The sequence below is a fragment of the Heterorhizobium halophytocola genome (assembly GCF_017873095.1).
GTDB lineage: Bacteria > Pseudomonadota > Alphaproteobacteria > Rhizobiales > Rhizobiaceae > Allorhizobium > Allorhizobium halophytocola.
The window spans coordinates 509,164-526,740 of the sequence record NZ_JAGGJU010000001.1 but is presented as its reverse complement, the minus strand read 5'-3'; the positions used below and the strand labels follow the sequence as shown (position 1 = coordinate 526,740).

17 protein-coding genes are annotated in these 17,577 nt (G+C 63.5%); 7 read left to right on the top strand and 10 right to left on the bottom strand.

Annotation, left to right across the window (positions count from 1 at the left end):
• Positions 1 to 19: 19 nt before the first annotated feature.
• On the top strand, positions 20 to 1,519 hold the full coding sequence (gene glpK / locus J2Z17_RS02510; protein WP_209941896.1) for a glycerol kinase GlpK: 1,500 nt from the start codon (positions 20 to 22) through the stop codon (positions 1,517 to 1,519).
• A 328-nt stretch (positions 1,520 to 1,847) separates the two neighbouring features.
• Positions 1,848 to 2,207: a YbaN family protein gene (locus J2Z17_RS02505; protein WP_209941895.1), complete on the top strand. Its 360-nt coding sequence runs from the start codon at positions 1,848 to 1,850 to the stop codon at positions 2,205 to 2,207.
• Here J2Z17_RS02505 and J2Z17_RS02500 read toward each other — a convergent pair.
• The 3 genes from J2Z17_RS02500 to J2Z17_RS02490 are packed head-to-tail and all read right to left on the bottom strand — an operon-like array spanning position 2,204 to position 5,574.
• On the bottom strand, positions 2,204 to 3,424 hold the full coding sequence (locus J2Z17_RS02500; RefSeq protein WP_209941894.1) for an SAM-dependent methyltransferase: 1,221 nt from the start codon (positions 3,422 to 3,424) through the stop codon (positions 2,204 to 2,206). The two genes, J2Z17_RS02505 and J2Z17_RS02500, sit on opposite strands and share 4 nt — an antisense overlap.
• Before the next feature lie 6 nt (positions 3,425 to 3,430).
• Positions 3,431 to 4,225, bottom strand: coding sequence for a DUF1365 domain-containing protein (locus J2Z17_RS02495; RefSeq protein WP_209941893.1), 795 nt, complete (start codon positions 4,223 to 4,225; stop codon positions 3,431 to 3,433).
• A complete protein-coding gene (locus tag J2Z17_RS02490) occupies positions 4,222 to 5,574 on the bottom strand; it encodes an NAD(P)/FAD-dependent oxidoreductase (protein WP_245223810.1) in 1,353 nt (450 codons plus the stop codon). Before J2Z17_RS02490 ends, J2Z17_RS02495 begins: the two co-directional genes overlap by 4 nt.
• Positions 5,575 to 5,838: 264 nt before the next feature.
• On the opposite strand from J2Z17_RS02490, the gene J2Z17_RS02485 reads away from it, so the two are divergent.
• The 5 genes from J2Z17_RS02485 (at position 5,839) to J2Z17_RS02465 (ending at position 10,677) form a co-directional block, all read left to right on the top strand.
• Entirely contained in the window at positions 5,839 to 6,372 is a 534-nt protein-coding gene (locus tag J2Z17_RS02485) for an RNA polymerase sigma factor (RefSeq protein WP_245223809.1), read from the top strand.
• Positions 6,369 to 7,046, top strand: a complete 678-nt coding sequence (locus tag J2Z17_RS02480) for a ChrR family anti-sigma-E factor (protein ID WP_209941890.1) — start codon at positions 6,369 to 6,371, stop codon at positions 7,044 to 7,046. Before J2Z17_RS02485 ends, J2Z17_RS02480 begins: the two co-directional genes overlap by 4 nt.
• 17 nt (positions 7,047 to 7,063) lie before the next feature.
• Positions 7,064 to 7,462: a DUF2177 family protein gene (locus J2Z17_RS02475; protein ID WP_209941888.1), complete on the top strand. Its 399-nt coding sequence runs from the start codon at positions 7,064 to 7,066 to the stop codon at positions 7,460 to 7,462.
• Between the two features lie 187 nt (positions 7,463 to 7,649).
• The gene (locus J2Z17_RS02470; protein ID WP_209941886.1) at positions 7,650 to 9,224 is read left to right on the top strand and encodes a Re/Si-specific NAD(P)(+) transhydrogenase subunit alpha; all 1,575 of its coding nucleotides are present in this window, start codon (positions 7,650 to 7,652) and stop codon (positions 9,222 to 9,224) included.
• Between the two features lie 19 nt (positions 9,225 to 9,243).
• Positions 9,244 to 10,677 (top strand): NAD(P)(+) transhydrogenase (Re/Si-specific) subunit beta, encoded by a 1,434-nt coding sequence (locus J2Z17_RS02465; RefSeq protein WP_209941884.1) that lies wholly within the window; start codon positions 9,244 to 9,246, stop codon positions 10,675 to 10,677.
• 485 nt (positions 10,678 to 11,162) lie between these two features.
• On the opposite strand, the gene uxuA is transcribed toward J2Z17_RS02465, so the two are convergent.
• From uxuA to J2Z17_RS02430, 7 genes are read right to left on the bottom strand one after another with little or no spacing between them, the layout of a single operon-like run.
• Positions 11,163 to 12,368: a mannonate dehydratase gene (gene uxuA / locus J2Z17_RS02460; protein WP_209941882.1), complete on the bottom strand. Its 1,206-nt coding sequence runs from the start codon at positions 12,366 to 12,368 to the stop codon at positions 11,163 to 11,165.
• Positions 12,361 to 13,812, bottom strand: a complete 1,452-nt coding sequence (locus J2Z17_RS02455) for a mannitol dehydrogenase family protein (protein ID WP_245223808.1) — start codon at positions 13,810 to 13,812, stop codon at positions 12,361 to 12,363. The genes uxuA and J2Z17_RS02455 overlap by 8 nt, the downstream gene beginning before the upstream one ends.
• A complete protein-coding gene (kduD, locus tag J2Z17_RS02450; protein WP_209941878.1) occupies positions 13,802 to 14,548 on the bottom strand; it encodes a 2-dehydro-3-deoxy-D-gluconate 5-dehydrogenase KduD in 747 nt (248 codons plus the stop codon). Before kduD ends, J2Z17_RS02455 begins: the two co-directional genes overlap by 11 nt.
• On the bottom strand, positions 14,545 to 15,366 hold the full coding sequence (kduI, locus tag J2Z17_RS02445) for a 5-dehydro-4-deoxy-D-glucuronate isomerase (protein WP_209941875.1): 822 nt from the start codon (positions 15,364 to 15,366) through the stop codon (positions 14,545 to 14,547). Before kduI ends, kduD begins: the two co-directional genes overlap by 4 nt.
• Positions 15,367 to 15,388: 22 nt before the next feature.
• Positions 15,389 to 15,712 (bottom strand): cupin domain-containing protein, encoded by a 324-nt coding sequence (locus J2Z17_RS02440; protein ID WP_209941873.1) that lies wholly within the window; start codon positions 15,710 to 15,712, stop codon positions 15,389 to 15,391.
• A gap of 13 nt (positions 15,713 to 15,725) precedes the next feature.
• Complete coding sequence (locus J2Z17_RS02435; protein WP_209941871.1) at positions 15,726 to 17,006, bottom strand: TRAP transporter large permease; 1,281 nt, start codon at positions 17,004 to 17,006, stop codon at positions 15,726 to 15,728.
• Positions 17,007 to 17,010: 4 nt separating this feature from the next.
• A complete protein-coding gene (locus tag J2Z17_RS02430) occupies positions 17,011 to 17,532 on the bottom strand; it encodes a TRAP transporter small permease (protein ID WP_245223807.1) in 522 nt (173 codons plus the stop codon).
• Positions 17,533 to 17,577: the final 45 nt, after the last annotated feature.

The following is a 17,577-nucleotide window of genomic DNA, read 5'->3' as shown; positions in this document are numbered from 1 at the left end:
AGAACGGAGACTTGAGACCATGAGCGGCTATATCCTTGCCATCGACCAGGGCACGACATCGACGCGGTCGATGCTCTTCGACGCGGCCATGACGGTGGTTTCGGTGGTGCAGCAGGAGTTCCGCCAGTTCTATCCGAATTCCGGCTGGGTCGAGCACGATGCCGACGAGATCTGGGAGAGCGTTCTGAAGACGGCGCGCCAGGCGATCGACAAGGCCGGGATTGACGCATCCGAGATTGCCGCGATCGGCATAACCAACCAGCGCGAAACCACGGTCGTCTGGGACCGTGACACGGGAAAGCCGCTGCATCCGGCGATCGTCTGGCAGGATCGCCGCACCGCCCGCGTCTGCGAGGACCTCAAGGGGCAGGGCCTGGAACAGCTTTTCACCGACAGGACAGGGCTTCTGCTCGATCCCTATTTTTCCGGCACGAAGCTTGCCTGGCTACTCGACACGGTCGATGGCCTGCGCGCCAAGGCCGAGGCCGGCCAGGCCTGTTTCGGCACGATCGACAGCTGGCTCATCTACAAGCTGACCGGCGGCAAGGCGCATGTCACCGACGCCACCAATGCCGCGCGCACGCTGATCTACAATATCGGCGACAATCGCTGGGACAACGAACTGCTCGACATCCTGAAGATCCCGGCGGCCATGCTGCCGGAGGTCAAGGATTGCGCGGCCGATTTCGGCATCGCCGACAAGACGCATCTGGGCGCCGACATCCCGATCCTCGGAGTGGCCGGCGACCAGCATGCGGCCCTCATCGGCAATGCCTGTTTCGAACCCGGCATGTTCAAGTCGACCTATGGCACCGGCTGCTTTGCCCTGTTGAACACCGGCGAGGACCGCGTCGCCTCGAAGAACCGGCTCTTGACCACGATCGGCTACCGGCTGGATGGCAAGACGACCTATGCGCTGGAGGGTTCGATCTTCATCGCCGGTGCCGCCGTGCAATGGCTGCGCGACGAGCTCGGTTTCATCTCGGCCGCAAAGGAGGCGGGCGAGCTTGCGGCGAAGGCCGATCCGAACCAGGCGGTCTATCTGGTGCCGGCCTTTACCGGTCTCGGTGCGCCGCACTGGGATGCCGATGCCCGCGGCGCCATGTTCGGCATGACCCGCAGCACCGGTCCGGCGGAGTTCGCCCGTGCGGCACTCGAAAGCGTCGTCTACCAGACCTATGACCTGCTGGAAGCAATGAAGAAGGACTGGCAGGGCAGCAAGGCGGAGACCGTGCTCAGGGTCGATGGCGGCATGGTCGCATCGAACTGGACCATGCAGCGCCTTGCCGACATCCTCGACGCGCCGGTCGACCGTCCCGCCATGCTGGAAACCACCGTCTTCGGTGCCGCCTGGCTTGCAGGCTCGAGAGCCGGGCTCTGGCCGGATCGGGACGCATTTGCCAGGACCTGGCAGCGCGAGCATCGCTTCGAGCCCGACATGCAGGCTGAGGCGCGCGCAAGCCGGCTCGACGGATGGGCGCAATGCGTGAAGGCGTGCCTCGGCGTGAAGCTGGGATAGGTGGAGGCGCGGTCGCGGACTGGGTGTGTCTACGATCAGTTTGTGATGGGTGTGATGCCGATGCGATGCTGCAGCTGCGTCTCTAACGGCATGATGGCGGCCAACGGCGCGTCTACGACGCCTTAGGCGCCAAAGACGAAGGCCTTTGGTACGATCTTGGCCGCTGACGGCACAGGCGATATGCAACTGTCGCTGTCGGCATGCGCGCAACTTCGCCACGGGCAATGCTGTGCGCTGCAAAAAATATGATATTGAGTATCAAGAAATCGATTGCGATACTGAAGCAGATCGCTCCGCGGTTGTCCGTGATTGCAAAGGGCTATGGCGCATGCGCTTCATCTTGATGGGACTTGGCTGGCTGTGCGTCCTGCTCGGCGTGATCGGCATCATCCTGCCGATGCTGCCGACGACCCCGTTCATCCTGCTTGCGGCCGCTCTGTTCTCGCGCTCCTCGCCCCGCTTCGAACGGTGGCTGATCAGCCATCCGCTGTTCGGCAAGCCGCTCAATGACTGGCGCCGCAATGGCGCGATCGGCAGACGGGCGAAGATCCTGGCCGTCACCATGATGGCGTTCAGCTACGCCGCGCTCTGGTTCGTCGGTGCCCATATTCTCTGGGTGCGGTTGCTGGTCGCCGCCATCCTGATCTCCTGCGCCGCCTTCGTCGTCACGCGGCCGGAGCCGAATTAGCCCTTCGACAGCCTGAACTGCACCACGTCCAGCCGCCCGGTCCGAAAGCCCGCGGCGCAGTAATGCAGGTAATAGCGCCACATCCGGTAGAAACGCTGGTCGAATCCCAGTGGCTCGATCGCGCTCCAGCGACCGGTGAACGTCTCGTCCCATTCGAGCAGCGTGCGCTCATAGTCGCGACCGAAGCGGAAGCCGTCTTCCACTTCCAGCCCTCCGGCGCGAGCCTGTTTCTCGAAGACGGTCACGGAAGGCAGCATGCCGCCTGGAAAGATATAGGTCTGGATGAAGTCGGCGTCGCGGCGATAGGCGTCGAATTGCGCCTCGTCGATGGTGATCACCTGGATCATCGCCTGGCCGTCGATTTCCAGGAGTTCCCGAACCCGGTTGAAGTAGATCGGCCAATGTTCCTCGCCGACTGCCTCGAACATCTCGATCGAAACGATCTTCGAATAGAGCCCCTGACAATCGCGGTAGTCCTCGAGCCGGATCTCGACCTTGTCGGAAAGGCCTGCCTTTTCCATCCGTTCGCGCGCGAAGGCGGCCTGTTCCCTCGACAGCGTCAGGCAGGTGACGCGGCAGCCGGTGGTCGCGGCCGCCCGCTCGGCAAACCCGCCCCAGCCGCAGCCGATCTCCAGCACCGTGTCGTTGGCGCCGATCCCGAGCTCGCGAATGATGCGGTCGTATTTCGCGTTCTGGGCGTCGGCCATGTCCTGACCGGGCGCCGTGTAGAGGGCAGACGAATAGGTCATCGTCTCGTCAAGCCACTCGCCGTAGAAGGCATTGCCGAGGTCGTAATGGTAGGCGATGTTGCGCTTGCTGCCCGCGCGCGAATTGCGGTGCAGCCGGTGGCGCAGCTTGGCCAGCCCCTTCAGCGGCCGGAACGGCGGCTCGATGACCTTGTCCAGCTTCTCCTCGTTCGCCAGCGCGAATTCGAGGAAGGTCGCGATATCCGGGCTATCCCAGTCGCCCTCGATATAGGATTTGGAAAATCCGAGCGAACCGCTGAAGGCCAGGCGCCAGATCGGCCTGAAGTTGTTGAGCTGCAACACGGCTTCCGGGCCGGGTGCGCCGCCCTCGATCATCTCTTCCTGGCCGTCCGGATAGACCAGCCGCAGGCGGCCGCGGCAGATCTTGCTAGACCAGCGGCGCAGGAGGAAATGCCAGAGGCCCTTGCTCGGGATCACGATCGGCATGGTCTGAGGGTCTGCATGGGTCATGACATTCTATTCCCCGGGCGTCGCGTCCCGGCTGACGAGCGAACTCGCAACCGGAACCTTTGCCTTCTTGTGACGATAGATGGCGAGCCCCTTCCACCAGAGTTTCAGGGCCTCGTAGTGAATGGCGACGACGACCTTGACGGTCATCAGCGGATATTGGAGTAGGGTCTTTGCCAACGCCGCATCGGTCAGTTCGACGCGCTTTCCGGCAAAGCTCGCATACAGCAGCGAGCCGTCCGCATCGTGCTCGTCGATGGCGATCAGCACATCGTCTTCGGGGGTCACGATGCGAAAGCGGTATTCGCAATCCATCGGCACGAAGGGCGAGACATACATCGCCTTGCTGCAACGATGGCGGATCGTCCGCGCCTTGCCTGCCGTGACCGGGATGACGTATGTGTGCCGCTCCTTGAAGGTGTTGCACACCTCGTAAAGCACGGCAGCCATCTCACCGTCCGGGCGCTCGCAGAAATAGACGGAAAGCGGATTGAAGGCATAGCCGAGGATCCGGGGATAGCAGAGAAGCCGGATGCGAATGCCGTCGGTCTGGATGCCGGCACTGGTCAGATGCCGCAGCGCCCAGGCTTTCAGGTCGCCGCGCTGCAAATCGCCATGATCGGCCTCGTGAAACGAGAACGCGGAAAAGCGGTTGACCCCGAACAGTCTGAGTTTGGCGTCGAGCTCCGGCAGTTCGTCGAGGTCCAGCAAGAACGAGGCGACCTGGTAGCGCAGCGAATGGGTGCGCGGACGCTTGCGCGCATGCACCACCTCGCCCGGGAAAAGCGCCGACTGAAAGCTCATTCGGCAGCCACCACCAGCGGTGTCGCATGGATCCGGCCGGATTCGTTGTCCACCGTCCAGGGACGCTTCAGGCCGCCCAGGGCGTCGGCAACCGCCAGGCCGGATTGCAGCCCGTCCTCGTGGAATCCGCTGCCGAAATAGGCGCCGCAGAACCAGGTACGCTTGCGCCCCTGCAACTGCCAGAGGCCGCGCTGGGCTGCGAGTGCCTTCGGGTCGAACAGCGGATGGGTGTAGTCGAAGCTCGCGATCACCTTGTCCGCGGCGATTTCGCGCAGCGGATTGAGCGTGACGAACACCGGCGGTACGTCGTCCAGGTTCTGCAGCTTGTTCATCCAGTAGGTGACGCAGAGCGGTTGGTCGGCATTCTCCCGACTGCCGATATAGTTCCAGCTCGACCAGACCCGCTTGCGTTTCGGCATCAGCGTCAGGTCGGTATGCAGCACGGCACGGTTCGGCGTATAGTCGAAAGCGCCGAGCAGATCCTGCTCCAGCTCATCGGCATCGTCGAGCATGGCAAGCGCCTGGTCGGCATGGGCGGCGATCACCACATCGTCGAAGCGCTCCGGCTCACCGTTGCCGCTGTCGATCATCACTCCGTATTCGAAGCGACGGATGGCGGTGACCGGCGTGTGGGTGCGCACCTCACCGTTGAAATCGGCCAGGAGACGCGAGACATATTCCCGGCTTCCGCCACTGACGGTGCGCCATTGCGGACGCTCCTTCAGCTGGACGAGACCGTGGTTGACGAAAAAGCGGACAAAGGCGATCAGCGGATAGGCGCGCATCTCGGAAGCCGTGGTCGACCATATTGCGGCGCCCATCGGCAGCAGATGGTCCTCGATGAAGCTTTCACCATAACCATTGGCATCGACATACTCGCCGAGCGTCACATGGTCGATATCGGTACGGGCAGCAAGCGCCGGGGCCTCCTTGTAGAAGCGCATGATGCCCGACAGCATTCGCCAGAAGCGCGGGCTGAACGTGTTGCGGCGCTGGCCGAACAGGCCGGCAAGGTTCGATCCGGAATATTCGAAGGCGCCGTCGTCGATCGAGGCGGCAAAGCTCATGTCGGAGGCTTCGGTCGGCACGTTCAGGTGGTCGAACAGGGCCACCAGGTTCGGGTAGTTGAGCGCATTATAAACGATGAAGCCGGTATCGACCGGCACCGGACCTTTGGGGCCGGGAATGTCGACCGTGTTGGAGTGGCCGCCGATGCGTCCATCCTTTTCGAACAGAACGACATTCGCCGACTTGGACAACAGCCAGGCCGCCGACAGGCCCGATATGCCGGATCCGATCACGGCGATCCGCCGGACGGGGCGGGGAGGATGGATGGACATGAGATTCATCTGGTGGCTGTTCCGTGCTGTTTGTTTTGTAGTGATTACGCACAGAGCGGCAGAATGGTTTTCCGATAAAAAATAATTTGTGCACTGATCCGTTTTATTCCCCCCACCGTAACTGAGAGCATGACAGCGACCTTTCCCATCACGGCGCCGACGTGCAACAATGTGCTGCAGCGCCCCATTCGCCTCTATGCGAGGGCGCGCCGCAATATTGGCGTACCCAAGAGATCGGACAGTGGAGTGGTGGGGGAGCAGGCCCAACAGGATATGACGAGACTGATGGCCTCGGTTGCTTCCGCGCGGGACGTGGAAGCCTTCGAAGCCCTGTTTCGCCATTACGGCCCGAGAGTGCGTGCGTTCATGCTGAGGCAAACGCGCGACATCTCGCTGGCCGAGGAATTGATGCAGGAAACCATGATGACGGTGTGGAACAAGGCGGATCTCTTTTACCCCGAAAGGGGAACGGTGGATGCCTGGGTCTTTACCGTCGCGCGCAATCTCAGAACATCGGCCTTTCGCAAGATGAAGCGCCCGGTTTTCGACCCGACAGACCCGGCCTTTGTTCCCGACGAGCCGCTGGAACCCGGCGAACAGCTGGAGAGGACCGACGACGCCGAGCGTCTGCGGCTTGCGATGAAGGACCTTCCGCCGGAGCAGCTGGAAGTGCTGAAATACGCCTTTTTCGACGATATCTCCCATCGCAAGCTGGCGGCCAAGCTCGGCCTGCCCGTCGGTACCATCAAGTCGCGCATTCGGATGGCTTTCGGAAAGCTGCGCAAGGCGCTGGAGGATGCGGAATGATTATCCAGCATCACCTGAGCGACGAGACCATTCTGGAATATGCCGGCGGATCGCTGTCCGAGGCCTGGAGCATCGCGGTTGCCTCGCATCTGGCCCTCTGCCCGGCCTGCCGCAAGCGGTTGCGGGGGATGGAAGATGCCGGTGGCGCGCTGATGGCGACGATCGAATGTGCGGATACCTCCAGCGACCAGTCCTGGGAAGAGATGAAACGCCGTTTGGCCGACGCCCCGCGTGTGACGCCCGAGCCGGCAGCCTCCGCTGACCTCGAAGTCGATACGGCGACTGATGGGGCACGCCTGCCGGAACCGCTTAGGTCCTATCTCGGCGGCGATCTCGACGGCCTGAAGTGGAAATCGCTCGGCGGCGGCGCCTACCATCTGCCGATCCCGACCGAAGACCGCTCGGCAAGCGCTCGTCTGCTGCGCATCGGTCCCGGCAAGGCGGTGCCCGAGCATACCCATAACGGCCGCGAACTCACTCTGGTGCTGAAGGGCAGCTATCACGACGGCGCCCGCCAGTATCGCACGGGTGATATCTCCGAGGCCGACGAGGATGTCGAGCATCAGCCGATCGTCGACATGGACGGCGAGTGTGTCTGCCTTGCGATCACCGATGCGCCCCTGAAATTCCGCAGCTGGGTGGTGCGCCTCGTCCAGCCCTTCCTCGGCATCTGACTCGGAGCACGCCTGTCATGACCTATGTGATCGCCTATATCGCGACGGCCATCGTCTTCTTCGGCCTGGACTTCATCTGGCTCAGCAAGTCGATCGGCTTTTACCGCAGCCATATCGGCGATCTGCTGCTGGACCAGCCGAACTTCGTGGCTGCCGGACTGTTCTACGTCTTCTATATCGCCGGCATCGTCTACCTGGCCGTCGTGCCCAACCTGCAGAACGGCAGCTGGTCGAGCGCGCTGCTTGCCGGCGCCGTGCTCGGTTTTCTCGCCTATGGCACCTACGACATGACCAATCTGTCGACACTCAAGGGATGGTCGGTGACGATCGTGATCGCGGATCTGATCTGGGGTACCTTCCTCACCGGCGTTGCGGCGACCGCCGGCTATCTGATCACGTCGCGATTTGTCGCCTGATCCGGCTCCGAAGATTGCCACGGCCTCCATTTTTCTTGCCCGAAACTCCTGATCGTACCGGCTTTGCCGATACCGACCTTCTAAGTCCTTGCCAAAGCGTTAAAACAGCTTAGCGTTTGGGTCATCCGCATGCTGCCGGGGGAAAGTTTGGCGCATGCGGTCGTGACGGATTATGAGGAGACGGACGTTGAAAATCGGATCGCCGAGAGAGATCTTCGACGGAGAGCGCCGGGTGGCCATGACGCCCGACAGCGCCCTTCAGCTGCAGAAACTCGGGTTTGAATGCCTGATCGAAACCGGTGCCGGCCAGGCATCGGGCTTTACCGACGATGCCTACCGCGCAGCCGGGGTGACGGTGGTTGATACCGCCGAAGCCCTGTTTGCCGAAGCCGATGTGGTCGCCAAGGTGCGCCCGCCGACACCGGCGGAAACCGGGCGGCTGACGCCGGAAAAGACGCTGATCTCCTTCTTCTATCCGGCCCAGAACGGCGAACTGCTGGAGCTCGCGAGGGCCAAGGGCGCCAGCGTGATCGCCATGGACATGGTGCCGCGCATTTCGCGTGCCCAGAAGATGGACGCGCTGTCGTCGATGGCCAATATCGCCGGCTACCGCGCAGTGATCGAGGCCGGCAACAATTTCGGCCGGTTCTTCACCGGCCAGGTAACCGCCGCCGGCAAGGTGCCGCCGGCCAGGGTGCTGGTGATCGGTGCCGGCGTTGCGGGCCTTGCCGCGATCGGCACCGCCACCTCGCTCGGCGCGATCACCTATGCCTTCGACGTGCGACCGGAAGTGGCCGAGCAGATCGAGAGCATGGGCGCGGAATTCGTCTATCTCGACTTCAAGGACCAGGTGCAGGACGGGGCTGCCACCGGCGGCTATGCCGCGCCCTCGTCGCCGGAATTCCGCGAGAAGCAGCTGGAGAAATTCCGCGCGCTCGCGCCCGATATCGACATCGTCATCACCACGGCGCTGATCCCCGGCCGCGACGCGCCAAAACTCTGGCTCGCCGACATGGTGGCAGCGATGAAGCCGGGCTCCGTCGTCATCGACCTTGCGGCCGAACGCGGCGGCAATTGCGACCTGACGGTGCCGGACCAGAAGATCGTTTCCGACAACGGCGTCACCGTTGTCGGCTATACCGACTTCCCGAGCCGGATGGCGACCCAGTCCTCGACGCTCTACGCGACCAATATCCGCCACATGATGACCGACCTGACGCCGGCCAAGGACGGCGTCATCGTCCACAATATGGAAGACGACGTCATCCGCGGCGCGACGGTCACGCATGCCGGGGAGATCACCTTCCCGCCGCCGCCGCCGAAGATCAAGGCGATCGCGGCGCAGAAGCCGAAGGAGAAACCGAAGGAACTGACGCCGCAGGAGAAGCGGGCGAAGGACATCGCCGCTTTCAAGCAGCAGACCCGCAGCCAGGTGGCATTGCTCGCGATTGCCACCTTGCTGCTGCTGATCGTCGGCGGCTTCGCGCCGGCAAGCTTCATGGGCCATTTGATCGTCTTCGTGCTCGCCTGTTTCATCGGCTTTTCGGTGATCTGGAACGTCTCGCATTCGCTGCACACGCCGCTGATGGCCGTGACCAATGCCATTTCCGGCATCGTCATTCTGGGGGCACTGCTGCAGATCGGTTCCGGCAACTGGCTGGTGGTGATCCTGGCCGCACTTTCGGTGCTGATCGCGACGATCAACATCGTCGGTGGCTTCCTCGTGACACGGCGCATGCTCGCCATGTTCCAGAAGTCGTGAGCGGGGAGGGGAAAACACAATGACGATCGGTATCGTATCCGCCGCCTATATTGCCGCGGCCGTTCTATTCATCCTCTCGCTCGGCGGGTTGTCCGGCCAGGAGAGTGCCAAGCGTGCCGTCTGGTACGGCATTGTCGGCATGGGGCTTGCCGTCATCGCCACGGTCTTCGGACCCGGCGTCGGCCACTGGTTCATAATTCTGCTGATGATCGCCGGCGGCGCCGTGCTCGGCACCTATGTGGCAAGCCGCGTGCAGATGACGGAAATGCCGCAGCTTGTCGCGGCGCTCCATTCCTTCGTCGGCCTCGCCGCCGTCTTCATCGGCTATAACGCCCATATCGAGGCCGTCAGGGTGGCCGGCATGGATGAGGCTGCCCGCGCCGGGCTGACCGGTTTTGCCGCCATCCTCGCCGAGAAGACGCCGGTCGAACTGGCGATCATGAAGGTCGAGGTCTTCCTCGGGGTCTTCATCGGGGCCGTCACCTTTACCGGCTCGGTCATCGCCTTCGGCAAGCTTGCGGGCAAGGTCGACGGCAAGGCGAAAAAGCTGCCGGGCGGTCACATGCTGAATGCCGGGGCAGCGCTTCTCTCGCTGGTTCTGCTGATCGCCTATTTCAACGGCGCCGGGGCCTGGACGCTGATCCTGATGACGCTCTGCGCCTTCTTCATCGGCTATCACCTGATCATGGGCATCGGCGGCGCCGACATGCCGGTGGTGGTCTCGATGCTGAACAGCTATTCCGGCTGGGCGGCGGCGGCCATCGGCTTCACGCTCGGCAATGATCTGCTGATCGTCACCGGTGCGCTGGTCGGCTCGTCTGGTGCGATCCTCTCCTACATCATGTGCAAGGCGATGAACCGCTCCTTCATCTCGGTCATCCTCGGCGGCTTCGGCACGACGACGGGCCCGGCGATGGAGATCGAGGGCGAACAGGTGGCGATCGACGCCGACGGCGTCGCCAATGCGTTGAACGACGCGGATTCGATCATCATCGTTCCCGGCTACGGCATGGCGGTTGCCCAGGCCCAGCAGGCGGTATCGGAACTGACCCGCAAGCTGCGCGCCGCCGGCAAGGAAGTCCGCTTCGCCATTCATCCGGTGGCCGGACGCCTGCCGGGCCACATGAACGTGCTGCTGGCCGAGGCCAAGGTGCCCTATGACATCGTCATGGAAATGGACGAGATCAACGACGATTTTCCCAATACCGACGTCGCGATCGTCATCGGCTCCAACGACATCGTCAATCCGGCGGCCGAGGAAGACCCGAACTCCCCGATCGCCGGCATGCCGGTGCTGGAAGTGTGGAAGGCCAAGCAGGTCTTCGTCTCCAAGCGTGGGCAGGGTACCGGCTATTCCGGCATCGAGAACCCGCTGTTCTACAAGGAGAACACCCGGATGTTCTACGGCGACGCCAAAGCCTCGATCAACGAGCTTCTGCCGCTGATCAAGTAACCGCGACAGGGTGCTGCAATGACGAAAGGCCGGGGCATCGCTTCGGCCTTTCTCGATTCCGGGAGCCTGCGTCTGGTAAGGACCTGCACGTGGCGCACACGGGCCGTCCGTGGGGCACCCCCCTCTGCCCTGCCGGGCATCTCCCCCTCAAGGGGGGAGATCAGCTGGGCGCTATCGCTCGGTCCCAACTTCACGGTCTCCTTATCGTTCACCGAGTCCGCGTTCTGGAAAACACAGATCCTCCGGTGTCGGCCCCATGCAACCTCTAAGATGAGGAGCAAAGCCGTGCCACGAGTCGAGCTCCCCCCTTGAGGAGGAGATGCCCTGCCGGGCAGAGGGGGGTAGCGCCCGGCCTAAGCGGCCGCGATCCTGCCGCACTGCTTGCTCTGCCAGTGGAGAGACGCAGTTCCCGTGCGGCGGTTATCGCCCCCTTGTGAGGGAGATGATCGGCAGCGCGGAGGGGGCACATCCGCAGTCGGATGATCCTACCGTACAGCCTCCAGCGACACGCCGGAATGCTCCAGTGCCCGGATCACGCCGCGCAGTTCCGCCAACCCGCGCATGCGGCCGATGAGCGGGTAGCCGGGATGGGTGCCGCGGCCGATGTCGGAGAGGAGCTCGTGGCCGTGGTCCGGGCGGAAGGGGATTTCGGCATCCGTCCGGCCTTCGGCGCGGCGGCGCCTTTCCTCGGCCAGCAGGGCAGCCGCCAGTGCCACCATGTCGGTATCGCCTTCCAGATGCGCCGCCTCTTCGAACGAGCCGTCGGCATCCTTGCGGACATTGCGCAGATGGGCGAAGTGGATGCGCTCGGCAAAGCGCCGGGCGATCGCCGGCACGTCGTTTGCCGGATTGGCGCCGAGCGACCCGGAGCAGAGCGTCAGGCCGTTGGCGCGGGCATCCTGCTTGCTAAGGATCCAGGCGATGTCTTCCTCCGACGACACGATGCGGGGCAGGCCCAGAATGTCGCGCGGCGGGTCGTCCGGATGGACGCAGAGCCACATGCCGAGTTCTTCCGCCGCCGGCACCACTTCGGCGAGGAAGCGGGCATAATTGGCGCGCAGTTCGGCGCGGCCGATACCGTCATAGCCTGCAAGGGCGGTGCGCAGGCCGTCGACGTCATAGCGCTCATAGGCGCCCGGAAGGCCCGCCATGATACTGGACAGCAGCACGGCCCGGTCGGCCTCGCTGGAGGCCTGGAACCAGATTTCCGCCTTGCGCCGGACGTCCCCGGAATAGTCGGCCTCCGCTTCGCCACGCTTCAGCATGAAGAGTTCGAAGGCCGCCATTTCCGCGGCCTCGAAACGCAGGGCGGTGCCGCCACGGCCGGCCGGCGCGTCGAGGCGGGTGCGGGTCCAGTCGATCAGCGGCATGAAATTGTAGCAGATCGTCCGGATGCCGCAGGCCGCCAGATTGGCCATCGACTGCCGGTAGTTGGCAAAGAGCGGCGCAAGATCGCCTTCGCCCTTCTTGATCGCCTCGTGGACGGGAAGGCTTTCGACCACGTTCCAGTGCAGGCCAAGCCCGGCATCGGCCGCGATCGTTGCCTTGCGCGCCTCGATCGTCTCCACCGGCCAGACCTCCCCATAGGGGATTTCGTGCAGCGCGGTGACGATGCCCGAGGCGCCGGTCTGGGCGATCTCGGTGAGCTCGATCTTGTCGAAGGGGCCGTACCAGCGCCAGCTTTCACGCATGCGGCAGTTCTTTCACCATCGCCCGCGCCCCCTTGTCGACCAGCCCTTTGTAGGCTTCGATCAGGCTGGTGCGGAAGGCGGCATCGTCGGCAAGCGACGGCGGGAAGATCTTCCGCACTGACAGCAGGGCCTCGACCTTGTCCCGTGGCGTTCTCGCCGCTGCGCTCAGCGCCTGCAGATCCGCCGACAGCGGATCGCGCACGTCGATCGGCTTGCCCTTTTCGTCGGTGCCGCCGACATAGCGCATCCAGGCGGCGATCGCCAGGATCAGGCCCTTGGGTATGCGGCCGGCGGCCAGATTTTCCGCCACGGTGCCAAGCAGGCGCTGCGGCAGCTTCTGCGAACCGTCCATGGCGATCTGCCAGGTGCGGTGGCGGATCGCGGGATTGGCATAGCGATCGAAGAGCTGGTCCGTATAGGTCTTGAGATCGACGCCCGGCGGTGCCTTCAGCACCGGCACGATCTCGTCGTCCCAGAGATGTTTGACGAACCCGGCAAAAAGCGGATCAGCGACGGTGTCGGCAATGGTTTCGTGGCCGGCGAGATAGCCGAGATAGGCAAGCGAGGAATGGGTGCCGTTGAGGCACCGCAGCTTCATGTGCTCGAACGGGGTGACATCTTCGACGAGTTCAACGCCCACTGTTTTCAGGTCGGGCCTGTCGCCATCGACGAAGTTATCCTCGACCACCCATTGGCGGAAGGGTTCGTGCATGACCGGCGACTGGTCGAGATAGCCGGTCTTCTCCGCCAGCCGTTCGATGTCCTCCGGCTTGGTGGCCGGCACGATCCGGTCGACCATGGTCGAGGGGAAGGTGGCCTCTGTGTCGATCCAGCGGCGCAGATCGTCCTCAAGAAGCCCCGCGAACTCCAGGACAAGGCCGCGCAGCAGCCGGCCGTTTTCCGGCAGGTTGTCGCAGCAGAGCACGGTGAAGGGGCGGATGCCCGCCTTGCGGCGGCGGTTCAGCGCATGCGTCAGGAAGCCGATCGCCGAGCGCGGCGCTGCGGCGTTCTCGAGATCATGGCGGATATCGGGGTGCTCGGCATTGAGCCTGCCGGTCGACGGCTCGTGGCAATAGCCTTTCTCGGTCACGGTCAGCGAGACGATCTTCGTCGACGGAGCGCTCATGACGGCGAGAACCGCGTCCGGATTTTCCGGCGCCACCAGCACGTCGTGGATCACGGTGATGATCGCAGGTTTCTCACCGTCAGGGCCGAGCTCGACGGCGGTATAGGCGAAGTCCTGCGGCTTCAGCGCGTCGCGCTGGTCGGGCCGCATCAGGCTGACGCCGGTAATCCCCCAGTCGCCGCCGCTTCCGGCCATCGCCTCGGCGATATAGATCGCACCATGCGCGCGGTAGAAGGCGCCAAGGCCGAGATGGACGATGCCGGTGGCGGGCGAGGGGGCGCCTTCGGGCCGTTTCAGGCGCGGCATATCAGCGGGCAAGCCAGCCTCCATCGACGTTCAGAACGGCACCGTGGATATATTTGGCGGCGTGCGAGCAGAGGAAGACGGCAGTGCCGCCGATATCTTCCGCTTCGCCCCAGCGACCGGCCGGGATGCGCTCGAGGATCGCCTTGTTACGCGCTCCGTCATTGCGCAGCGCCTCGGTATTGTTGGTCGCGATGTAGCCGGGGGCGATGGCGTTGACGTTGATGCCCCTGGCCGCCCACTCATTGGCGAGCAGCTTGGTCAGCCCGGCAACACCGCTTTTCGAGGCGGTATAGGAGGGCACGCGAATGCCGCCCTGAAAGGAGAGCAGCGAGGCGATGTTGACGATCTTGCCCTCGCCACCGCGGGCCAGCACCGATTTGGCAAAGGCCTGGCACAGGAAGAACACCGCCTTCAGGTTGACGTCGATGACGGCGTCCCAGTCTTCTTCGGTAAAGTCGATCGCGTCGGCCCGGCGAATGATGCCGGCATTGTTGACGAGGATATCGACCGGCGCATTGGCCTCGAAGATCAGCCTGCCGGCCATCGGGTCGGCGAGATCGAGCTTCAGCCGATAGGCGCGGCCACCGGCCTTCTCGATCATCGATACCGTTTCATCGGAGGAGGAGCGGCCGGCGCAGATCACCTCCGCACCGGCGGCGGCCAGCGAGACCGCGATCGCCTGACCGATGCCGGTATTGGCGCCGGTCACCATGGCGCGCTTGCCGGAGAGCGAGAAGATGTCGGTCATCGCAGGGTCTCCATCGACACCATCTCGACGTCCTTGTAGTCGACATTGTCGCCGGCCATCGCCCAGATGAAGGTGTAGGAACCGGTGCCGGCGCCCGAATGGATCGACCAGGACGGCGACAGCGCGCCTTCCTCGTTCTTCAGCACCATGTGCCGGGTCTCGTCCGGTTCGCCCATCATGTGGAAGACGCGGGCCTCTTCCGGCAGGTCGATATAGAGATAGGCTTCCGAGCGACGGTCATGCACGTGGGCCGGCATGGTGTTCCAGATCGAGCCGCTGGCAAGCTTGGTCATGCCGACGACGATCTGGCAGGACTTCATCACGTCGGGGTGGACAAACTGATAGATGGTGCGCTCGTTGGAGGTCGCCTGCGAGCCGAGATCGACGGTCGCGGCATCATCGATCTTGATCAGGCGCGACGGATAGGTCTGGTGGGCGGGTGCCGAGAGAATGTAGAAGCGGCCGCCGCCGGAGAAGGTCACCTTGCCGGCGCCCATGCCGAGATAGAGCATGTCGCCGCGACCCATCGGGTAGTCCGCATCGGCTGAGACCTGGCCGTCATCGCCGATATTGACGATCACCATTTCGCGGCGGTCCAGAACGGACGGCGTGCCGCAGGGCTTAACCTCGTCAAGCACCAGGTCCTTGCCCGCAGGCACGGCGCCGCCGACGATCATCCGGTCGTAATGGGTGTAGATCAGGGTGATCTCGCCGGAGCGGAAGATGTCGCCGACATGGAAGTGACGGCGCAGCTTTTCGGTATCGAAAGTCTTGGCAGTCTCGGGGTCGATCGCGTGACGGGTTTCGACGTTCAGCATGATCTGGCTCCTTGTTGCATTTTCAGAGAAAGTCGTCGCGGCGCGGCGTGAAGGTGTCGATCAGCGTGCCGGGCTCTATTGCCCGGCAGCCATGGATGACATTCGACGGGATGACGAAGCTGTCACCCGCCCGGACGATCATGGTGCGTTCGCCCACGGTGAATTCGAACACGCCGGATTTCACATAGGTGGACTGAACGTGGTGGTGATTGTGTGGCGCGCCTTCCTTGCCCTCCGGAAAGTCGAACTGCACCACCATCAGTTCCGGACTGTCGGCCAGAACCTGGCGGCTTGTGCCGTTGTCCAGGGAGATCGTCGGAAAGATGCGCACAAGCGTCTCGTTCATGGGATTGGTCTCCTTAGTGGAACAGTGAGGGCAGCCAGAGCGACAGTGCCGGAATATAGGTCACAAGCATCAGGGCCATGACGGCGGCTCCATAGAACGGCCAGATCGTGCGCATCGCCTGCCAGATCGGGATCCGCCCGACCGCGCAGCCGACGAACAACACCGCACCGACGGGTGGGGTGCAAAGGCCGATGCCGAGGTTGAGGATCAGGATCACGCCGAAATGCACCGGATCGACGCCGAAGGCGGTGGCGACAGGCAGGAAGATCGGCGTGGTGATGACGATCAGCGGCGACATGTCCATGAAGGTGCCGAGGATCAGCAGCACGACATTGAGCAGCAGCAGGATGACCAGCGGATTGTCCGAGACCCCCTGCAGCAGGGAGACCATCATCACCGGCACGCGCAGGAAGGCGAGCAGCCAGCCGAACGACGCCGCGCAGCCGATCACCATCAGCACCATGGCGGTGGTGCGCACCGCGGCAAAGGTCGCTTCCTTGAAGTCTTCCCAGCCCATGGTCCTGTAGACCAGAGCGGTCACCAGAAGCGCGTAGACGACGGCGATATTGGAGCTTTCGGAGGCGGTGAAGATGCCCGAGCGCACGCCGCCGAAGATGATCGCGATCAGGATCAGGCCTGGCACGGCATTGAGGAAGAGGCCACCCATGGCGCCCCAGCCGGGAAAGGCTTCCGTCGGATAGCCGCGACGCCTGGCGACGAACCAGGCCGCGACCATCAGGCTGACGGCCAGGATGAAGCCCGGAATGATGCCGGCGGTGAACAGGTCGGCGATCGAGATCTTGCCCCCCGCCGAGATCGAATAGATGATCATGTTGTGCGAGGGCGGGATCATCAGGGCGATGATCGAGCCAACCACGGTGATGTTGACCGCATAGTCGACATCGTAGCCGCGTGCCTTCATCTGCGGCACCATCAGGCCGCCGACGGCCGAGGCGTCGGCCGCAGCCGAGCCGGACACGCCGCCGAACAGCACCGAGGCCAGGATGTTGACCTGACCGAGGCCGCCGCGCAGATGCCCGACCAAGGACCCTGCCAGTGCCACCAGCCGGCGGGCGATATCGCCGCGTACCATCAGGTCGCCGGCGAAGATGAAGAACGGGATCGCCATCAGCGCGAACACCGAGACGCCGGAATTCAGCCGCTGGAAGACGACCACCGGCGGCAGGCCGAGATAGAGGATCGTGGCAAAGGACGAGACGCCCAGACAGAAGGCGACCGGCGTGCCGATCAAAAGCAGAAAAACGAAGGAGCCGAAGAGGATCCAGAGTTCCATGAGATCAATCCTCCAATTCGGTCTCGCCGAAGCGGGCGGTCGAAAGACCGGCGGCCCGGCGCAGGATGCGTTCCACGCAGAAGATGACGACGAGCACGCCACCGGCGATGATCGGAATGAAATCCCAGGCACCGGAAATGCCAAGGCTTGGAATGGCGTTGTGCATGGTCTTTTTCGCGAGCTCCCCGCCGTAATAGATCATGCCGAGACCGAAGGCGGCGACGACCGCGTCGGAGATCGAATGCAGGACCTTCTTGCCGCGCTCGGGCAACAGATAGAGCACGATGTCGAAGGACAGGTGATAGCCCTCGCGAATGCCGACGGCGGCGCCGAGAAAGATGAACCAGCCCATGATCATCACCGAGGCGGGCTCGCTCCAAATCAGGCTGCTGTTGAGAATGTAGCGCCAGAACACCTGGGCTGCGATGAATACGGTCATCAGGATCAGGCCTATACCGGCGATCCAGAGGGCAATCCGCGCCAGCAAGCTGGTCAACTGCGCGAGGCTCTTCATGGTATTCTGCAAGGGAAGTCACTCCGGGGGACAAGGAGCGGCCCGCGGCTTTTTTAG

What these genes read in the sequence shown, in the direction of transcription:
- glpK (WP_209941896.1), top strand. Translation starts at nt 20, where the DNA reads ATGAGCGGCTATATCCTTGCCATCGACCAGGGCACGACATCGACGCGG.
- J2Z17_RS02505 (WP_209941895.1), top strand. Translation starts at nt 1,848, where the DNA reads ATGCGCTTCATCTTGATGGGACTTGGCTGGCTGTGCGTCCTGCTCGGC.
- J2Z17_RS02500 (WP_209941894.1), bottom strand. Translation starts at nt 3,424, where the DNA reads ATGACCCATGCAGACCCTCAGACCATGCCGATCGTGATCCCGAGCAAG.
- J2Z17_RS02495 (WP_209941893.1), bottom strand. Translation starts at nt 4,225, where the DNA reads ATGAGCTTTCAGTCGGCGCTTTTCCCGGGCGAGGTGGTGCATGCGCGC.
- J2Z17_RS02490 (WP_245223810.1), bottom strand. Translation starts at nt 5,574, where the DNA reads ATGAATCTCATGTCCATCCATCCTCCCCGCCCCGTCCGGCGGATCGCC.
- J2Z17_RS02485 (WP_245223809.1), top strand. Translation starts at nt 5,839, where the DNA reads ATGACGAGACTGATGGCCTCGGTTGCTTCCGCGCGGGACGTGGAAGCC.
- J2Z17_RS02480 (WP_209941890.1), top strand. Translation starts at nt 6,369, where the DNA reads ATGATTATCCAGCATCACCTGAGCGACGAGACCATTCTGGAATATGCC.
- J2Z17_RS02475 (WP_209941888.1), top strand. Translation starts at nt 7,064, where the DNA reads ATGACCTATGTGATCGCCTATATCGCGACGGCCATCGTCTTCTTCGGC.
- J2Z17_RS02465 (WP_209941884.1), top strand. Translation starts at nt 9,244, where the DNA reads ATGACGATCGGTATCGTATCCGCCGCCTATATTGCCGCGGCCGTTCTA.
- uxuA (WP_209941882.1), bottom strand. Translation starts at nt 12,368, where the DNA reads ATGCGTGAAAGCTGGCGCTGGTACGGCCCCTTCGACAAGATCGAGCTC.
- kduD (WP_209941878.1), bottom strand. Translation starts at nt 14,548, where the DNA reads ATGACCGACATCTTCTCGCTCTCCGGCAAGCGCGCCATGGTGACCGGC.
- kduI (WP_209941875.1), bottom strand. Translation starts at nt 15,366, where the DNA reads ATGCTGAACGTCGAAACCCGTCACGCGATCGACCCCGAGACTGCCAAG.
- J2Z17_RS02440 (WP_209941873.1), bottom strand. Translation starts at nt 15,712, where the DNA reads ATGAACGAGACGCTTGTGCGCATCTTTCCGACGATCTCCCTGGACAAC.
- J2Z17_RS02435 (WP_209941871.1), bottom strand. Translation starts at nt 17,006, where the DNA reads ATGGAACTCTGGATCCTCTTCGGCTCCTTCGTTTTTCTGCTTTTGATC.